Origin of the sequence: Pseudomonas sp. R76, assembly GCF_009834565.1 — a bacterium.
Lineage (GTDB): Bacteria > Pseudomonadota > Gammaproteobacteria > Pseudomonadales > Pseudomonadaceae > Aquipseudomonas.
Genome location: NZ_CP019428.1, coordinates 2,386,942 through 2,404,742, shown reverse-complemented (window position 1 = coordinate 2,404,742; position 17,801 = coordinate 2,386,942). Strand labels below are relative to the sequence as shown.

At 57.7% G+C, this 17,801-nt stretch carries 13 protein-coding genes, 2 tRNA genes and 2 rRNA genes; 9 read left to right on the top strand and 8 right to left on the bottom strand.

Annotated elements, in window-relative coordinates; all coding sequences use genetic code 11:
- Positions 1 to 145: 145 nt before the first annotated feature.
- The 4 genes from PspR76_RS11060 to PspR76_RS11045 all read right to left on the bottom strand — a co-directional run bounded on the left by PspR76_RS11060 (position 146) and on the right by PspR76_RS11045 (position 5,088).
- Positions 146 to 3,037, bottom strand: a 23S ribosomal RNA gene (locus tag PspR76_RS11060).
- A 249-nt stretch (positions 3,038 to 3,286) separates the two neighbouring features.
- Positions 3,287 to 3,362, bottom strand: a tRNA-Ala gene (locus tag PspR76_RS11055).
- Between the two features lie 30 nt (positions 3,363 to 3,392).
- A tRNA-Ile gene (locus PspR76_RS11050) sits at positions 3,393 to 3,469 on the bottom strand.
- 82 nt (positions 3,470 to 3,551) lie between these two features.
- Positions 3,552 to 5,088, bottom strand: a 16S ribosomal RNA gene (locus tag PspR76_RS11045).
- The 16S and 23S rRNA genes sit together here with 2 tRNA genes alongside, the layout of an rRNA operon.
- A 698-nt stretch (positions 5,089 to 5,786) precedes the next feature.
- Here PspR76_RS11045 and rhtA point away from each other — a divergent pair.
- The 4 genes from rhtA (at position 5,787) to PspR76_RS11020 (ending at position 8,597) form a co-directional block, all read left to right on the top strand.
- Complete coding sequence (gene rhtA / locus PspR76_RS11035) at positions 5,787 to 6,674, top strand: threonine/homoserine exporter RhtA (protein WP_159955206.1); 888 nt, start codon at positions 5,787 to 5,789, stop codon at positions 6,672 to 6,674.
- A 165-nt stretch (positions 6,675 to 6,839) separates the two neighbouring features.
- On the top strand, positions 6,840 to 7,121 hold the full coding sequence (locus tag PspR76_RS11030; RefSeq protein WP_094953514.1) for a hypothetical protein: 282 nt from the start codon (positions 6,840 to 6,842) through the stop codon (positions 7,119 to 7,121).
- A 114-nt stretch (positions 7,122 to 7,235) separates the two neighbouring features.
- Positions 7,236 to 7,967 (top strand): SDR family oxidoreductase, encoded by a 732-nt coding sequence (locus PspR76_RS11025; protein WP_159955205.1) that lies wholly within the window; start codon positions 7,236 to 7,238, stop codon positions 7,965 to 7,967.
- A 39-nt stretch (positions 7,968 to 8,006) separates the two neighbouring features.
- Complete coding sequence (locus PspR76_RS11020) at positions 8,007 to 8,597, top strand: 2-hydroxychromene-2-carboxylate isomerase (protein ID WP_159955204.1); 591 nt, start codon at positions 8,007 to 8,009, stop codon at positions 8,595 to 8,597.
- Between the two features lie 98 nt (positions 8,598 to 8,695).
- Here PspR76_RS11020 and PspR76_RS11015 read toward each other — a convergent pair whose 3' ends face one another.
- The 3 genes from PspR76_RS11015 to PspR76_RS11005 form a co-directional block, all read right to left on the bottom strand.
- Entirely contained in the window at positions 8,696 to 10,504 is a 1,809-nt protein-coding gene (locus PspR76_RS11015) for an aminopeptidase P family protein (protein WP_159955203.1), read from the bottom strand.
- A gap of 49 nt (positions 10,505 to 10,553) precedes the next feature.
- Positions 10,554 to 11,714 (bottom strand): cysteine desulfurase family protein, encoded by a 1,161-nt coding sequence (locus PspR76_RS11010; protein WP_159955202.1) that lies wholly within the window; start codon positions 11,712 to 11,714, stop codon positions 10,554 to 10,556.
- A gap of 233 nt (positions 11,715 to 11,947) precedes the next feature.
- Positions 11,948 to 12,217: a hypothetical protein gene (locus PspR76_RS11005; RefSeq protein WP_159955201.1), complete on the bottom strand. Its 270-nt coding sequence runs from the start codon at positions 12,215 to 12,217 to the stop codon at positions 11,948 to 11,950.
- Between the two features lie 401 nt (positions 12,218 to 12,618).
- On the opposite strand from PspR76_RS11005, the gene msuE reads away from it, so the two are divergent.
- The 4 genes from msuE to PspR76_RS10985 all read left to right on the top strand — a co-directional run bounded on the left by msuE (position 12,619) and on the right by PspR76_RS10985 (position 16,835).
- Positions 12,619 to 13,182: an FMN reductase gene (gene msuE / locus PspR76_RS11000; protein WP_106580598.1), complete on the top strand. Its 564-nt coding sequence runs from the start codon at positions 12,619 to 12,621 to the stop codon at positions 13,180 to 13,182.
- Positions 13,183 to 13,191: 9 nt separating this feature from the next.
- Positions 13,192 to 14,334: an FMNH2-dependent alkanesulfonate monooxygenase gene (gene ssuD, locus PspR76_RS10995; protein ID WP_159955200.1), complete on the top strand. Its 1,143-nt coding sequence runs from the start codon at positions 13,192 to 13,194 to the stop codon at positions 14,332 to 14,334.
- 198 nt (positions 14,335 to 14,532) lie between these two features.
- Complete coding sequence (locus PspR76_RS10990; RefSeq protein ID WP_159955199.1) at positions 14,533 to 15,720, top strand: acyl-CoA dehydrogenase family protein; 1,188 nt, start codon at positions 14,533 to 14,535, stop codon at positions 15,718 to 15,720.
- 11 nt (positions 15,721 to 15,731) lie between these two features.
- The gene (locus tag PspR76_RS10985; RefSeq protein ID WP_159955198.1) at positions 15,732 to 16,835 is read left to right on the top strand and encodes a sigma-54 interaction domain-containing protein; all 1,104 of its coding nucleotides are present in this window, start codon (positions 15,732 to 15,734) and stop codon (positions 16,833 to 16,835) included.
- Here the strand turns inward: PspR76_RS10985 and PspR76_RS10980 are convergent.
- Positions 16,824 to 17,189, bottom strand: a complete 366-nt coding sequence (locus tag PspR76_RS10980) for an antibiotic biosynthesis monooxygenase (protein ID WP_159955197.1) — start codon at positions 17,187 to 17,189, stop codon at positions 16,824 to 16,826. The genes PspR76_RS10985 and PspR76_RS10980 overlap by 12 nt on opposite strands.
- Before the next feature lie 99 nt (positions 17,190 to 17,288).
- On the opposite strand from PspR76_RS10980, the gene soxR reads away from it, so the two are divergent.
- Positions 17,289 to 17,738, top strand: coding sequence for a redox-sensitive transcriptional activator SoxR (gene soxR / locus PspR76_RS10975; RefSeq protein ID WP_159955196.1), 450 nt, complete (start codon positions 17,289 to 17,291; stop codon positions 17,736 to 17,738).
- Positions 17,739 to 17,801 lie beyond the last annotated feature (63 nt).

Below are 17,801 nucleotides of genomic sequence, written 5' to 3'. Positions count from 1 at the left end.
GGGTACTGAGTCGTGACCAAGTGGTCTCGCTTCAGCAAATTGGGTATGTGATAGCTTTCGGTGTTTTGTGAACGTCGAACTTTCGGTTCATTTCGTCTTCACACACCGCAATCTGGCCTTTCGACTCAAATTGCTTGGGTGTTATATGGTCAAGCCTCACGGGCAATTAGTATTGGTTAGCTCAACGCCTCACAGCGCTTACACACCCAACCTATCAACGTCGTAGTCTTCGACGGCCCTTCAGGGAACTCAAGGTTCCAGTGAGATCTCATCTTGAGGCTAGTTTCCCGCTTAGATGCTTTCAGCGGTTATCTATTCCGAACATAGCTACCCGGCAATGCCACTGGCGTGACAACCGGAACACCAGAGGTTCGTCCACTCCGGTCCTCTCGTACTAGGAGCAGCCCCTCTCAAATCTCAAACGTCCACGGCAGATAGGGACCGAACTGTCTCACGACGTTCTAAACCCAGCTCGCGTACCACTTTAAATGGCGAACAGCCATACCCTTGGGACCGGCTTCAGCCCCAGGATGTGATGAGCCGACATCGAGGTGCCAAACACCGCCGTCGATATGAACTCTTGGGCGGTATCAGCCTGTTATCCCCGGAGTACCTTTTATCCGTTGAGCGATGGCCCTTCCATACAGAACCACCGGATCACTAAGACCTACTTTCGTACCTGCTCGACGTGTCTGTCTCGCAGTCAAGCGCGCTTTTGCCTTTATACTCTACGACCGATTTCCGACCGGTCTGAGCGCACCTTCGTACTCCTCCGTTACTCTTTAGGAGGAGACCGCCCCAGTCAAACTACCCACCATACACTGTCCTCGATCCGGATAACGGACCTGAGTTAGAACCTCAAAGTTGCCAGGGTGGTATTTCAAGGTTGGCTCCACGCAGACTGGCGTCCACGCTTCAAAGCCTCCCACCTATCCTACACAAGCAAATTCAAAGTCCAGTGCAAAGCTATAGTAAAGGTTCACGGGGTCTTTCCGTCTAGCCGCGGATACACTGCATCTTCACAGCGATTTCAATTTCACTGAGTCTCGGGTGGAGACAGCGCCGCCATCGTTACGCCATTCGTGCAGGTCGGAACTTACCCGACAAGGAATTTCGCTACCTTAGGACCGTTATAGTTACGGCCGCCGTTTACCGGGGCTTCGATCAAGAGCTTCGCGTTAGCTAACCCCATCAATTAACCTTCCGGCACCGGGCAGGCGTCACACCCTATACGTCCACTTTCGTGTTTGCAGAGTGCTGTGTTTTTAATAAACAGTCGCAGCGGCCTGGTATCTTCGACCGGCATGAGCTTACGGAGCAAGTCCTTCACCCTCACCGGCGCACCTTCTCCCGAAGTTACGGTGCCATTTTGCCTAGTTCCTTCACCCGAGTTCTCTCAAGCGCCTTGGTATTCTCTACCCAACCACCTGTGTCGGTTTGGGGTACGGTTCCTGGTTACCTGAAGCTTAGAAGCTTTTCTTGGAAGCATGGCATCAACCACTTCGTTAACTAAAAGTTAACTCGTCATCAGCTCTCGGCCTTAGAATCCCGGATTTACCTAAGATTCCAGCCTACCACCTTAAACTTGGACAACCAACGCCAAGCTGGCCTAGCCTTCTCCGTCCCTCCATCGCAATAACCAGAAGTACAGGAATATTAACCTGTTTTCCATCGACTACGCTTTTCAGCCTCGCCTTAGGGACCGACTAACCCTGCGTCGATTAACGTTGCGCAGGAAACCTTGGTCTTTCGGCGTGGGTGTTTTTCACACCCATTGTCGTTACTCATGTCAGCATTCGCACTTCTGATACCTCCAGCAAGCTTCTCAACTCACCTTCACAGGCTTACAGAACGCTCCTCTACCGCATCACTTACGTGATACCCGTAGCTTCGGTGTATGGTTTGAGCCCCGTTACATCTTCCGCGCAGGCCGACTCGACTAGTGAGCTATTACGCTTTCTTTAAAGGGTGGCTGCTTCTAAGCCAACCTCCTAGCTGTCTAAGCCTTCCCACATCGTTTCCCACTTAACCATAACTTTGGGACCTTAGCTGACGGTCTGGGTTGTTTCCCTTTTCACGACGGACGTTAGCACCCGCCGTGTGTCTCCCATGCTCGGCACTTGTAGGTATTCGGAGTTTGCATCGGTTTGGTAAGTCGGGATGACCCCCTAGCCGAAACAGTGCTCTACCCCCTACAGTGATACATGAGGCGCTACCTAAATAGCTTTCGAGGAGAACCAGCTATCTCCGAGCTTGATTAGCCTTTCACTCCGATCCACAGGTCATCCGCTAACTTTTCAACGGTAGTCGGTTCGGTCCTCCAGTTAGTGTTACCCAACCTTCAACCTGCCCATGGATAGATCGCCCGGTTTCGGGTCTATTCCCAGCGACTAGACGCCCTATTAAGACTCGCTTTCGCTACGCCTCCCCTATTCGGTTAAGCTCGCCACTGAAAATAAGTCGCTGACCCATTATACAAAAGGTACGCAGTCACAGAACAAAGTCTGCTCCCACTGCTTGTACGCATACGGTTTCAGGATCTATTTCACTCCCCTCTCCGGGGTTCTTTTCGCCTTTCCCTCACGGTACTAGTTCACTATCGGTCAGTCAGTAGTATTTAGCCTTGGAGGATGGTCCCCCCATATTCAGACAAAGTTTCTCGTGCTCCGTCCTACTCGATTTCATGACTAAGAGATTTTCGCGTACAGGGCTATCACCCACTATGGCCGCACTTTCCAGAGCGTTCCGCTAATCTCAAAGCCACTTAAGGGCTAGTCCCCGTTCGCTCGCCACTACTAAGGGAATCTCGGTTGATTTCTTTTCCTCAGGGTACTTAGATGTTTCAGTTCCCCTGGTTCGCCCCTTACACCTATGTATTCAGTGTAAGGTAACCATCTTATGATGGCTGGGTTCCCCCATTCAGACATCTCCGGATCAAAGTCTGTTTGCCGACTCCCCGAAGCTTTTCGCAGGCTACCACGTCTTTCATCGCCTCTGACTGCCAAGGCATCCACCGTATGCGCTTCTTCACTTGACCATATAACCCCAAGCAATCTGGTTATACTGTGAAGACAACATTCGCCGAAAATTCGAATTTCTCAGTTAAGAGAACTCACAAATTTTACCTTAGCCTGATCCGTTACCAGTGAAAGCAACGTTCAGTCTATCTTTCTATCACATACCCAAATTTTTAAAGAACGATCTAATCAAAGACTAGAAATCAACATTCACCATCAACCTGATGGAATGCTCATTTCTAAGCTTTCAAAACTTTCAGAAGCAGTAGTGGTGGAGCCAAACGGGATCGAACCGTTGACCTCCTGCGTGCAAGGCAGGCGCTCTCCCAGCTGAGCTATGGCCCCGTATTTCTACAGGCGTTTCCCACACAAAATTGGTGGGTCTGGGCAGATTCGAACTGCCGACCTCACCCTTATCAGGGGTGCGCTCTAACCAACTGAGCTACAGACCCAATTTCGGGCTGCTTCTTATCGTCTTCTTCAATGAATCAAGCAATTCGTGTGGGAACTTATGGAGCAGCTGATGTCGTCGATTAAGGAGGTGATCCAGCCGCAGGTTCCCCTACGGCTACCTTGTTACGACTTCACCCCAGTCATGAATCACACCGTGGTAACCGTCCTCCCGAAGGTTAGACTAGCTACTTCTGGTGCAACCCACTCCCATGGTGTGACGGGCGGTGTGTACAAGGCCCGGGAACGTATTCACCGCGACATTCTGATTCGCGATTACTAGCGATTCCGACTTCACGCAGTCGAGTTGCAGACTGCGATCCGGACTACGATCGGTTTTATGGGATTAGCTCCACCTCGCGGCTTGGCAACCCTCTGTACCGACCATTGTAGCACGTGTGTAGCCCAGGCCGTAAGGGCCATGATGACTTGACGTCATCCCCACCTTCCTCCGGTTTGTCACCGGCAGTCTCCTTAGAGTGCCCACCATTACGTGCTGGTAACTAAGGACAAGGGTTGCGCTCGTTACGGGACTTAACCCAACATCTCACGACACGAGCTGACGACAGCCATGCAGCACCTGTCTCAATGCTCCCGAAGGCACCAATCTATCTCTAGAAAGTTCATTGGATGTCAAGGCCTGGTAAGGTTCTTCGCGTTGCTTCGAATTAAACCACATGCTCCACCGCTTGTGCGGGCCCCCGTCAATTCATTTGAGTTTTAACCTTGCGGCCGTACTCCCCAGGCGGTCAACTTAATGCGTTAGCTGCGCCACTAAAAGCTCAAGGCTTCCAACGGCTAGTTGACATCGTTTACGGCGTGGACTACCAGGGTATCTAATCCTGTTTGCTCCCCACGCTTTCGCACCTCAGTGTCAGTATTAGTCCAGGTGGTCGCCTTCGCCACTGGTGTTCCTTCCTATATCTACGCATTTCACCGCTACACAGGAAATTCCACCACCCTCTACCATACTCTAGTCAGTCAGTTTTGAATGCAGTTCCCAGGTTGAGCCCGGGGATTTCACATCCAACTTAACAAACCACCTACGCGCGCTTTACGCCCAGTAATTCCGATTAACGCTTGCACCCTCTGTATTACCGCGGCTGCTGGCACAGAGTTAGCCGGTGCTTATTCTGTCGGTAACGTCAAAACAATTACGTATTAGGTAACTGCCCTTCCTCCCAACTTAAAGTGCTTTACAATCCGAAGACCTTCTTCACACACGCGGCATGGCTGGATCAGGCTTTCGCCCATTGTCCAATATTCCCCACTGCTGCCTCCCGTAGGAGTCTGGACCGTGTCTCAGTTCCAGTGTGACTGATCATCCTCTCAGACCAGTTACGGATCGTCGCCTTGGTGAGCCATTACCTCACCAACTAGCTAATCCGACCTAGGCTCATCTGATAGCGCAAGGCCCGAAGGTCCCCTGCTTTCTCCCGTAGGACGTATGCGGTATTAGCGTCCGTTTCCGAACGTTATCCCCCACTACCAGGCAGATTCCTAGGCATTACTCACCCGTCCGCCGCTCTCAAGAGAAGCAAGCTTCTCTCTACCGCTCGACTTGCATGTGTTAGGCCTGCCGCCAGCGTTCAATCTGAGCCATGATCAAACTCTTCAGTTCAAACATCTTTGGGTTTTTAAGAAACCCTAAACTTGGCTCAGCAATCGTTGGTTACATCTTTGATTTCTCGCGGAGTAACTTGTGATGCTGATAATCTTGTTGACTATCAGTCTGACTCCACAAGCACCCACACGAATTGCTTGATTCAGTTGTTAAAGAGCGGTTGGTTAAGATCTTTCGTCTCAACCGAGGCGCGCATTCTACAGCAGCCTCATTTGCTGTCAAGTGATTATTTTCAGAAGTTTTCGAAGATTTCTTCAACAACTTCAACCACTTGCGCTTCCGATCTCTCGTTAGCGGGAGGCGAATTCTACAGCGTTACACGCTGCTGTCAACACCTCTTTTTCTCCGCTTTCGACCGAGAAGATCGAAACGTTAATAGAGCCAAACAACACCGCTCTACCAACTCCTTCTGGGCTTCGATGAACTGAAGCAACTCACTGTCGAATTCTGCGTAACTCTTTGTTTACCAAGGAGTTTTCCGTTTCGACTGCGCCGGAAGTGGGGCGAATTATAGACTTCCAGATTCTGCCGTCAACCCTTAATTTGGCTTTTCTATCAAACAAGCGAAAAACCTACAATTCCCTTCTATATAGAGAGCCAAACAGATCCAAGTGAGCAATATATTGCTCAAAGGCAAACTGTTAAGCATCATATGCCTTCTGCTTCTCTACTATGACTTTGGACGAACACCCTCAATGACCACCCCACCCCGCAGCCTGGCCTCGGCATTGTTTCCCGTCGGCCTGCTGTTAATAGCCATGGCTTCCATCCAGTCCGGCGCGTCGCTGGCCAAGAGCATGTTCCCGATTGTCGGCGCTCAGGGCACAACCACCCTGCGCCTGATATTCGCCAGTGTGATCATGCTGCTTCTCTTACGCCCCTGGCGTGCCAAGCTGACCGCCAAGTCCCTGCGCACAGTCGTCATCTATGGCATGGCACTGGGCGGCATGAACTTTCTCTTCTATATGTCCTTGCGCACAGTGCCCCTGGGCATCGCAGTAGCGTTGGAATTTACCGGCCCACTCGCCGTTGCCATCTACGCTTCGCGCCGAGCGGTTGACTTTCTCTGGATCGGCCTCGCCATCGCCGGCCTTCTATTGTTGATCCCGATGGGAGAAGCCAGCAGCGGTATCGACCTGACGGGTGCCGCCTACGCCCTGGGCGCGGGTGTGTGCTGGGCGCTCTATATTCTGTTTGGACAGAAGGCCGGCAATGACAATGGCGTCCAGACTGCCGCCCTCGGCGTGATGATCGCCGCACTGTTTGTTGCACCAATCGGCATCGTCCACGCCGGCACCGCACTGCTTACGCCTGCGTTGATCCCCGTGGCCATTGGTGTTGCGATTCTCTCCACAGCCTTGCCCTACACCTTGGAAATGGTCGCGCTCACCCGCCTTCCTGCCCGCACCTTCGGCACGCTGATGAGCATCGAACCTGCTTTCGGCGCACTCTCCGGCCTGTTCTTCCTGCAGGAGCATCTGTCCTTGGCGCAATGGCTGGCCATCACCTGCATCATTCTGGCTTCCGTAGGCGCCACACTGACGATGCGCAACGAATCCAAACCGTTGGTGCCAGCGGACTGATCATCTTTAAAGGTAGGTCTGGTATTTACCGTTCATTTAGGCCATGTTTAAGCCGTAAACGAAGGTCATTCATGGAGAATTTCGACAAGGACAGCTGAACGCTACAATCGAGAGCGAGTAGAGCCTGCTTCGAGCCTTTTTACGCAGCGGCTATTAAGGATAGGAATGAAACGAATTTTGATACTGTTACTGGTCGTGGGCATTGCGGGCTGTGCTGCGACCACCAAGACAGAAGTGAAACGGGGCAAAAAAGGGCTGCATATCAACTGTTCCGGCCTGTCCTCCTCCTGGGACCAGTGCTACACCAGCGCAACCAACTCATGTGGTGCCAAGGGCTACCGGGTTATCGCCAAATCCGGTGACAATTCCGAAGAGCCGGGCGACTACCCATTCGGCCTCAACCCTGCCGGCTATACCAGCCGCAGTATGATCGTCATCTGTAAATGACCGCCCGAGCAGTCCACGTCCGACTGCTCCCCCTTCTTGAATTCCTGACATCGACCCGGCCATTCGCGACGGGGCGGCTACACTCCTGCTCGACAATCGAGCAACGGAGTTCCCATGACGCACAACAAGAAAATCGTATTGGTAGTGGGGGCCGGTGATGCCACCGGCGGCGCCATTGCCAAACGCTTCGCCCGCGAAGGTTACGTGGCCTGTGTCACCCGGCGCAGCGCCGACAAGTTGCAGCCCCTGGTCGACAGCATCCAGTCAGCAGGTGGCGAAGCCCATGGCTTTGCCTGCGATGCGCGCAAAGAAGACGACGTCATCGCCCTGATCGAACAGATCGAAACCGAGCTGGGGCCCATCGAGGCGTTCGTCTTCAACATCGGCGCCAACGTGCCGTGCAGCATCCTCGAAGAAACCGCACGCAAGTACTTCAAGATTTGGGAGATGGCGTGTTTCTCCGGTTTCCTGAATGCGCGCGAGGTGGCCAAGCGCATGGTCACCCGCAACCGCGGCACCATCCTCTTCACCGGTGCGACTGCAGGCTTGCGCGGGGGCGCGGGGTTCGCGGCATTCGCCGGGGCCAAGCATGGCATCCGCGCACTCGCGCAAAGCATGGCGCGAGAATTGGGCCCCAGGAACATTCACGTCGACCATGTGGTGGTCGATGGCGCCATCGACACCGACTTCATTCGCGACAACTTTCCGCAAAAATACGCCCAGCAAGACCAGGACGGCATCCTCAACCCCGAGCACATCGCCGACAACTATTGGTACTTGCACAGCCAGACACGCGACGCCTGGACCTTCGAACTGGACCTGCGCCCCTGGAATGAACCCTGGTAACCCCAGCCAAAAAACAACAATAAGCAGCGAGCATCGACCATGAGTAAAACCCTGGAATTCTTCTTCGACCTCGGCAGCCCTGCCACTTACCTGGCCTACACCCAACTCCCCGCCCTGTGCGCCGAAACCGGCACGCAACTGGTGTATCAACCCATGCTGCTCGGCGGTGTGTTCAAGGCCACCGGCAACGCCTCGCCGATCACCGTCCCCGCCAAGGGCCGCTACATGTTTAATGACTTGGCGCGCTACGCCCAGCGCTACAACGTGACGCTCAGGTTCAACCCGCACTTCCCCATCAACACCCTGGTGCTGATGCGCGCAGTCACCGGCATACAACTACACCAGCCCGAACGCTTCCAAGCCTTCATCGACTGCCTGTTCCGTGCCCTCTGGGTCGAAGGCCGCCACTTGGGCGACCCCGCTGTCGTAGCCACGGTGTTGACCGAAGCCGGTTTCAACCCCGAGGACGTGCTGGCCCTGGCCAATGACGAAAGCGTGAAAGCCGCCCTCAAAGCCAACACCGAGCAGGCCGTTCAGCGCGGCGTGTTCGGTGCGCCCAGTATGTTTGTAGGAGACCAGCTGTTCTTCGGTCAGGACCGTCTGGAATTTGTGCGCGAAGCCCTCAGCTAGAGATCGATCGCCAACCGCCCGCCGCCAGTCGGCCCGGGTCAAGGCGTTTGTCGACTATATGGCCGACGCCCTGGCCCAGGCCCCCGAGCTGCAGCCGATTAAATAGCCGCTGTGCGCACCTGCAACCATTCCAGCGCCGCCCCGCTGAGCAACGGGCTGAGGCGCTCGCGCACTTCGGCGTGATAGGCGTTGAACCACTCGCGCTCATCCGCCGTCAGCAGCGACGGCTCCAGGCAGCGGGTGTCGATCGGGCACAAGGTCAGGGTTTCGAACTTGAGGAATTCGCCAAACTCGGTCTTGCCCGCTTCACGGTTCAACACCAGGTTTTCAATGCGCACGCCCCAACGGCCTGGGCGGTAAGTGCCCGGCTCAATCGAAGTGATCATGCCTGGCTGCATCGCCGTTTGCGGTGCAGTGGCAGCCTGATAGGCAATCACCTGCGGGCCTTCATGCACATTCAGGAAATAGCCTACGCCGTGACCTGTGCCGTGGCCGTAGTCCACGCCTTCGGCCCAGATCGGCGCGCGCGCAATCGAATCCAGCAGCGGCGACAGAATGCCCTTCGGGAAATGCGCACGCGACAAGGCAATCACACCCTTGAGCACGCGTGTGCAGTCGCGCTTCTGCTCTTCACTCGGCGTACCGATCGGCACCATCCGCGTGATGTCCGTGGTGCCGCCCAGGTACTGGCCGCCCGAGTCGATCAGCAGCAGACCGTCGCCTTCGATCAGCGCGTGTTCTTCCTCGGTGGCGTGGTAATGCGGCATCGCGCCGTTGGCGTTAAAGGCGGCGATGGTGTTGAAACTCAGCGACACATAACCGGGGCGACGGGTACGGGCGGCTGTCAGGTGTTCATCGATGGTCAACTCGGTGATGCGTTCACGCCCCAGCGCACTGTCCAGCCAGGCGAAGAATTCGCACAGCGCCGCGCCGTCCTGCTCCATGGCTTGGCGGATATGCTCGACGTCCGCCAGGCTCTTGCGCGATTTGGCCAGCGTGGTCGGGTTCAGCCCTTCGATGAGCTTGACGCCGGCATCGAGGTTTTCCAGCAGGCCGGCGGTCACCCGCGCCGGGTCGACTTGCAGGCTCGCGCCGGACGGCACGGCACGCAGCGCATTCGCCACTTCGCTGTAGTCGCGCAGGGTAACGCCATCCTGCTCCAGCACCGCACGCAGCTCGGCATCGACTTTGCTCAGCGCCATAAACAACGTGGCTTGCTGCTGATTGATCAAGGCAAACGACACAAACACCGGGTTGAACGACACGTCACCGCCACGCAGGTTAAACAACCAGGCGATGTCATCCAGAGTGGCGATGAAGTGCCAGTCGGCGCCCTTCTCTTTCAAGCTGGCGCGCAAGGCGGCGAGTTTTTCGCCACGGCTGACGGTGGCCTGGGGTGGCAGGTGTTGATAGATCGGCTGGTTCGGCAAGGTCGGGCGGTCTTGCCAGACTTCATTGAGCAGGTCGATATCCGTACGCAAACGCGCGCCGCGCTCCGCCAGCTTGCCGCCCAAGGTACGCGCCGAAGCCACGGCCATGACCGCGCCGTCCACCGCCACCACCGCGCCTTCCGGGGTTTGCTCGGCCAGCCATTCCAACGGGCCGGGTTGGCCGGGCTGCAACTTCACCAGCTCAATGCCGCTGCCCTTGAGTTCCTTGGTCGCCTGTTCCCAGTAACGGCTGTCCGCCCACACACCGGCGAAATCCGCGGTGACAATCAGCGTGCCCACCGAGCCATGAAACCCCGACAGCCATTGCCGCCCCTGCCAGTAACCCGGCAAGTACTCGGACAAGTGCGGGTCGGCCGACGGCACCAGCAGGGCGTGAATGCCCTCGCGGCTCATCAGTTCACGGGTATGCGCCAGGCGCTGGGGAACCGTTCCATGGGTCAAAGGCTGCGTACTCATTGTGTCTCCTGCTAACCACTAATAATTGTTATGTGCTGCGAATGAAAAATCAGACGGCCCAGAACGCCGGTGCACTGGCGAGTGCGGCCTTGATCAATTGCACGGCCTGGTCGATGTCCTGTTCGGTGGTAAACCGGCCCAGGCTCAAACGAATGGTGCGACCGGCGCTGCGCGCGTCATGGCCCAGGGCCAAAAGTACGTGGGACGGCGCATTGCTCGCCGAATTGCACGCCGAGGTCGCCGAAAACGCCATGCCTGCGCTGAGCGCGGCGGCATTGAACTCACCTTCGCTGAAGGTCAGGCTGAGCGTATGCGGAATACGCTGGGTGGCGCTGCCATTCAGACGCACACCCGGCACTGATTCCAACTGATCGAGCAGGCGCTGGCGCAAGGCAATGATACTGGCCTTTTCCTCAACAAAAGACTGCGCCGCCAAGGCAAACGCTGTGCCCATGCCTGCAATCTGATGCGTCGCCAGGGTGCCGGAGCGCAAGCCGCCTTCGTGGCCGCCGCCGTGAATCTGCGCCAAGACTTTCTGCTGCGCCCGCGGGCCGACATACAGCGCGCCGATTCCCTTGGGGCCATACAGCTTGTGCGCGGAAAACGACATCAAATCCACCGGCCATTCAGCCAGGTCGATTGCCACTTTGCCCGCACCTTGCGCCGCGTCCACATGCAGCAACGCGCCGTGTTCACGCACCCGCGCGCCGATGGCGGGGATGTCGTTCACGGTGCCCAGCTCGTTATTCACCAGCATCAGCGAGACCAGAAAGGTGTCTTCACGCAAGGCTTCACTGACCGCCGTGGCGCTGATCAACCCGTCGGCGTCCGGCACCAGATAGGTCACGGCCACGCCGGCTTCCTGCAACTGCCGCGCGGTGTCCAGCGTGGCCTTGTGTTCGATCTGGCTGGTGATGATGTGCCCGCCCGCCACGCCGCGCGCCTGGGCGACGCCCTTGATCGCAAGGTTGTTGGATTCAGTCGCACCGGAGGTCCAGACGATTTGCTCAGGGCTGGCACCGACCAAGTCGGCGACCTGGCGCCGCGCCTGCTCAACCGTTTGCCGGGCCGCCTGGCCGAACGCATGGGAACTGGACGCAGGGTTACCGAAATTGGCATTGAAGCCCAGACACTCGACCATCACTTGGATGACCCGCTCATCCACCGGCGTGGTGGCGGCGTAGTCGAAATACAACGGACGTTTATTCATGACGTTTAAGACTCGCAGAGCGTATTCCCGAGAACAGCGTCTCAGGGGCATCAACCGGAACAGAGGTCGTCAGGTTTAACCGATCGAATGCCATTAAAAAAGGACCACTTTAGGCAATTGTGCGTAGGAACGCTCCTGAAACTCAGCTTAACAGGCTGAAGTCGCCCAATGGCAAACAAAAAGCCCGAGGTTCCTTAAGGGAATCCTCGGGCTTTTTGCCGCTGAGCACCGGCTCAACTGGGACGACCGTGCAGCACCACACTGCGTTCGGCGTTCATTTCGCCCTGGTGATCGAAACCAAAGGGCTTCTGTGGCTGGCCGGTCAGTGCGGCACGCTGCTGTTGGTATTCATCAAACGACAGGCCGCGACGGCTCAAGGCCTCCAGGGCCAACTGTTTGGTTTCTTCGGCGGTGTAGGGGCGCGATTCAGGCGATGGACGGGTCGCACAACCGGAGAGGACGGCGCTGACAACAATCAAGGAAACGGCGAGGAAGTGGTTCATGGTGAAGGCCCTGCAAAGGAGGTTTCGAGTCAATGAACACAGGCTACTCCCGCCCTTGCGCGGTGAAAAATCACCGCCCGTGATAGTCGCTATCAACCATTCAGGCACTTGCGATAGCGCGTCAAGCATATTCTTTTAAGATCTATAAATATGGAAATACGTTCATTTACGGAATAAACCTAACCCTCTATAAATAGCCTCACACAGAAATCAACACTGTTCGCCACGCAACTGTTGCCCAGGCAACAGTCATTCAACAAAACCCCAGGCAGCCAACAGCTTCACTTTCCAGCAGTGAGCCTGCAGCCCACGCCAAGCAAGGCTTCCAGCCGTTGGTACAGCTCTTGCTCAACACATTTCACTTCACTCGCTATGTACCTCTGTTGAAAAAGGAACTGTTCATGACCCGTCCCCTGAATGTCGTAGCCCTGTCCGGCGGCACCTGGCGCCCATCGCGCACCCTCGTGCTGACCCAAGCCGTGCTGGCCGAGCTGGCCACCTTGCTGCCGATCCAGACCACACTGATCGAACTGGGCGACATCGCCCGGCCATTGGGCGGTGCGCTGTCGCGTGACGAGCTTCCGGCCGAAGTCGAATCGCAACTGTTGGCCATCGAACAGGCGGACTTGCTGATCGTCGCCGCGCCGGTGTATCGCGGCTCTTACCCTGGGCTGCTCAAGCACCTGTTCGACTTGGTCGGCCTCAACTCGCTGATCAACACACCGGTCTTGCTCGCCGCCACAGGCGGCAGCGAACGTCACGCGCTGGTGCTCGATCACCAGTTGCGCCCGCTGTTCAGCTTCTTCCAGGCCTTGACCCTGCCGATCGGCGTGTACGCCACCGAGGCTGACTTCACCGACTACCAAATAACCAGCGAGCCCTTGAAGGGCCGCATACGCCTTGCCGCAGAACGTGCAGCGCCTTTGTTTGCCGCGCACTCCCCTTCTCTGCTGAAAATCGCTTAAGGATTTGTCATGGATGTTTTCTGGTTTCTGCCCACGCATGGCGACGGCCATTACCTCGGCACCACCCAAGGTGCACGCCCCGTCACCCTCAACTACCTCAAGCAAGTTGCGCAAGCGGCTGACAGCCTGGGTTACTACGGCGTGCTGATTCCTACCGGGCGTTCGTGCGAAGACTCCTGGGTCATCGCCTCGGCGCTGGTGCCATTGACCGAACGCCTGCGTTACCTGGTGGCGATTCGCCCGGGCATCATTTCGCCCACCGTCTCCGCACGCATGGCGGCCACCTTGGATCGCCTATCCAACGGCCGCTTGCTGATCAATGTGGTGACCGGTGGCGACCCCGACGAGAACCGTGGCGACGGCAGCTTCCTCGATCACAGCGAACGCTACGAAGTCTCCGACGAATTCCTACAGATCTGGCGACGCGTATTGCAGGGCGAATCGGTGGATTTCGAAGGCAAACACCTGCGCGTACAGAACGCCAAGGCCCTTTACCCGCCGGTGCAAAAGCCGTATCCGCCGCTGTACTTCGGCGGTTCTTCCGACGCCGCCCACGACCTGGCCGCCGAACAGGTCGACGTGTACCTGACCTGGGGCGAGCCGCCCGCCGCCGTCGCGGAAAAACTCGCGGATGTGCGTGAGCGCGCCGCCCGCCACGGCCGCAGTGTGAAGTTCGGCATTCGCCTGCACGTGATCGTGCGTGAAACCGAAGAAGAGGCGTGGAAAGCCGCCGACAAACTGATCGAACACGTCAGCGACGAAACCATTGCTGCCGCGCAAAAATCCTTTTCGCGCTTTGACTCCGAAGGCCAGCGGCGCATGGCCGCCTTGCACGACGGGCGCCGCGACAACCTGGAAATCGCCCCCAACCTGTGGGCCGGCGTCGGCCTGGTACGTGGCGGCGCCGGCACGGCATTGGTCGGCAACCCGCAACAAGTGGCCGAGCGCATCAAGGAATACGCTGACCTTGGCATCGAGAGCTTCATCTTCTCCGGCTACCCGCACCTGGAAGAGGCGTATCGCTTTGCCGAGCTGGTATTCCCGTTATTGCCGGAACCTTACGCCAGCCTCGCCGGGCGTGGCGTCACCAACCTCACCGGCCCGTTTGGCGAAATGATTGCCAATGATGTGCTGCCTAAAACAAAGGCCTGAACGCGCTGAAATCTGCTGGATATGAGAGCTGCTTTTCTGTGGGAGCCGGGCTTGCCCGCGATGCAGGCGACTCGGTGTTTCAGTGAACCCCGGTTGATGCCATCGCAGCGGTGCGACGACTCGACAAGCCAGCTCCCACATTTGAGCTGCATTGCCAGACCTACAGCGCACGGCTTCTGAGCCAATTGAGGAAACCCCGTGACAGCCAAACCCCACAGCGTCCTGCCCTCGCCGCTGCAAACCGCCAAACTGCTGGCCGCCGAATTCGCCCTCACCGCCGTCGAACGCGACGAGCGTGGCGGCACCCCGAAAACCGAACGTGACGCCTTGCGCCACAGCGGCCTGCTGGCCCTGAGCATTCCCACTCAATACGGCGGCCTCGGCGCGCGCTGGAGTGAAACCCTGGGCATCGTGCGTGAATTCGCCAAGGTTGACAGCTCCATCGCCCACGTCTTCGGCTTCCACCATCTGATGCTCGCCACCGTGCGCCTGTTTGCGCGCCCGGACCAATGGCAACCCTGGTTCGAACAGACCGCGCGCAAAAACTGGTTCTGGGGCAATGCCCTCAACCCGCTGGACACGCGCACGGTGGTCAAGGATTTCGGCGGCTGGCGCGAGTTCTCCGGCAAAAAAAGCTTCTGCTCCGGTGCCAGCGACTCGGAAATGCTCATCGCCTCGGCGGTGGATGAAAGCGCCGGCGGCAAACTGCTGATCGCCGCGATTCCCAGCGGGCGCAGTGGCATCACCTTGCACAACGACTGGAACAACATCGGCCAACGCCAGACCGACAGCGGCAGCGCCAGCTTCGAGCGGGTGCGCGTCGAAGAATCGGAATTGCTCCTCGACCCAGGCCCGCTGAGCACGCCTTTCGCCTGCCTGCGCCCGCTGATCGCGCAGTTGACGTTCACACATATGTTTCTCGGGATTGCCGAAGGCGCCTTCGAAGAAGCGCGCAATTACACCCTGACCGAAACCCGTTCGTGGCACAAATCCTCAGCCGACGACGTGCGCCAGGACCCTTACGTGCTGCACCACTACGGCGAATTCTGGGTCGCGCTGGAAGGCGTGCGCCTGCTGGTCGAACGTGCCGCCGACTTGCTCGACCAGGCCTGGGCCAAAGGCCCCAACCTCAGCGAACACGAACGCGGCCAATTGGCGATTGCCATCGCCACCGCCAAAGTTGCCGCCACCCGCCAAGGCCTGGACCTGTGCAGCCGCCTGTTTGAAGTCACCGGCGCACGGTCCACCCACGCCTCGCTGCGCCTGGACCGCCACTGGCGCAACCTGCGCACACAAACCTTGCACGACCCAGTGGACTACAAACTCCACGAACTGGGGGACTGGGCCTTGAACCAATCCCTGCCGATTCCCACGTTCTATTCCTAAGAGAGGTGCCCATGCAGCTTTTAACCTTACCGCCCTCGCCCGCCCTCGCGACGTCGATCCGCGCCACGGCCCAGGTCTTTGAAGACCCCAAATCCCAGGCGCTGCTCGCCCACATCCAGCAAGTGGCGCCCAGCGAAGCCAGCGTGCTGATCATCGGCGAGACCGGCACCGGTAAAGAGTTGGTGGCGCGCCATATTCATAACCTCAGCGCGCGGCGCAACCGGCCGTTTGTGGCGGTGAACTGCGGGGCGTTCTCTGAATCGCTGGTGGAAGCCGAATTGTTCGGGCATGAAAAAGGTGCGTTTACCGGCGCCCTCAGCGCCAAGGCCGGCTGGTTCGAGGAGGCCGACGGCGGCACCTTGTTCCTCGATGAGATTGGCGACTTGCCGATGGCGATCCAGGTCAAGCTGCTGCGCGTATTGCAGGAGCGTGAAGTGGTGCGCCTGGGTTCGCGCAAGAGCATTCCGATTGATGTGCGGGTACTGGCGGCCACCAACGTGCAGTTGGAAAAAGCCATCAACGCCGGGCATTTCCGCGAAGACCTCTACTACCGCCTCGACGTGGTCAGCCTGGAACTCAGCCCATTGCGCGAGCGCCCCGGCGATATCCTGCCGCTGACCCGGCATTTCATCGAAGCCTACAGCCAGCGCCTCGGCTACGGCCCGATCACCATCAGCCGCGAGGCCGAGCACAAACTCAAAAGCTACAGCTGGCCGGGCAATATCCGCGAGCTGGAAAACGTGATCCACCACACCCTGTTGATCTGCCGTAACGGCGTGATCGAACGCGATGATTTGCGCCTGTCGAACATGCGCATCGAGCGCCAGGACGACAGCCAGCACGGCACCGACAACAGCGCCGAAGCGTTGCTGGCGCGGGCCTTTCAAAAGCTCTTCGAGGAACAGGCCGGCGCCCTGCATGAAAAGGTCGAGGACGCGTTGTTGCGTGCTGCCTACCGCTTCAGCCATTACAACCAGGTGCACACCGCCAACCTGCTGGGTTTGAGCCGCAACGTCACGCGCACCCGGCTGATCAAGATCGGCGAGTTGGCGGTGAACAAGCGCCGGCCCGGCGAAAACGTACAAGGCGAGCGCATGTTGCACCTATCCATTTAGGCGGCAGTGCAGCGCGTTGTCATGGCTGCGCTCAAAACTGCGCAGCACCTGGAACGAACCGAAGGTCACCGCCGTGGCCTGGTGGGCGCGGATCAGCGTCCAGAAATCTTCCTCGCCGTGCTCAAAGCATTTAAATGCTGCCTCGCCCTCCTCACGTGAGCGCCACTGCAGGTAATTGAGCACCCGCCGGCCGTCATCGCTGACTTGCACACTCGCATTGATAAAGCCGCCATGGCCCTGGGCCAGGCGTTCGCTCTGGGTGGACAAGGCCGCCGCCAGCGCGAGTTGCTGCCAGGGCTCGACCTGAAACTCGATCAGTTGAGTGAAGCTGCGATTCTTCTCTGATACCTGCATGAACACTCCCCTCTCTCTGTAGGCAGAATCTTGCGATTCGATGCCACGCAGGGTAAAACCTCTAGCTAAGTCAAGGTCAAGCGTTTATCTGGAGTTTTTATGCTTACCAAGCAACTCACCGTCGGCCAACTCGCCGCTCGCAGCGGTGTCGCGGTCACGGCCCTGCATTTTTACGAAGCCAAGGGGCTGATCAAGAGCAATCGCAATGCCGGTAACCAGCGCCGCTATCCACGGGATGTGTTGCGGCGGGTGGTGGTGATCAAGATCGCCCAACGTTTGGGCATTCCACTGGCGACGATTGGCGAGGCGTTGCAGACCTTGCCGGATGGGCGCACGCCGACGACTGCAGACTGGGAACGCCTGTCGGCGCTGTGGCGAGAAGATTTGGATGATCGCATCAACAAATTGTTGCTGCTGCGTGACAAGTTGAGTGGCTGTATTGGTTGCGGGTGTTTGTCGTTGGAGGCCTGCCCGTTGCGCAATCAGGATGACCAACTCGGTGAACGCGGGCCGGGCGCCCATTTGCTGGAGCCCACTACCTCCTCCTGACTTGGGAGTGCGATCAATGTGGGAGCGGGCTTGCTCGCGAATGCGGTGTATCAGTAACAAAAT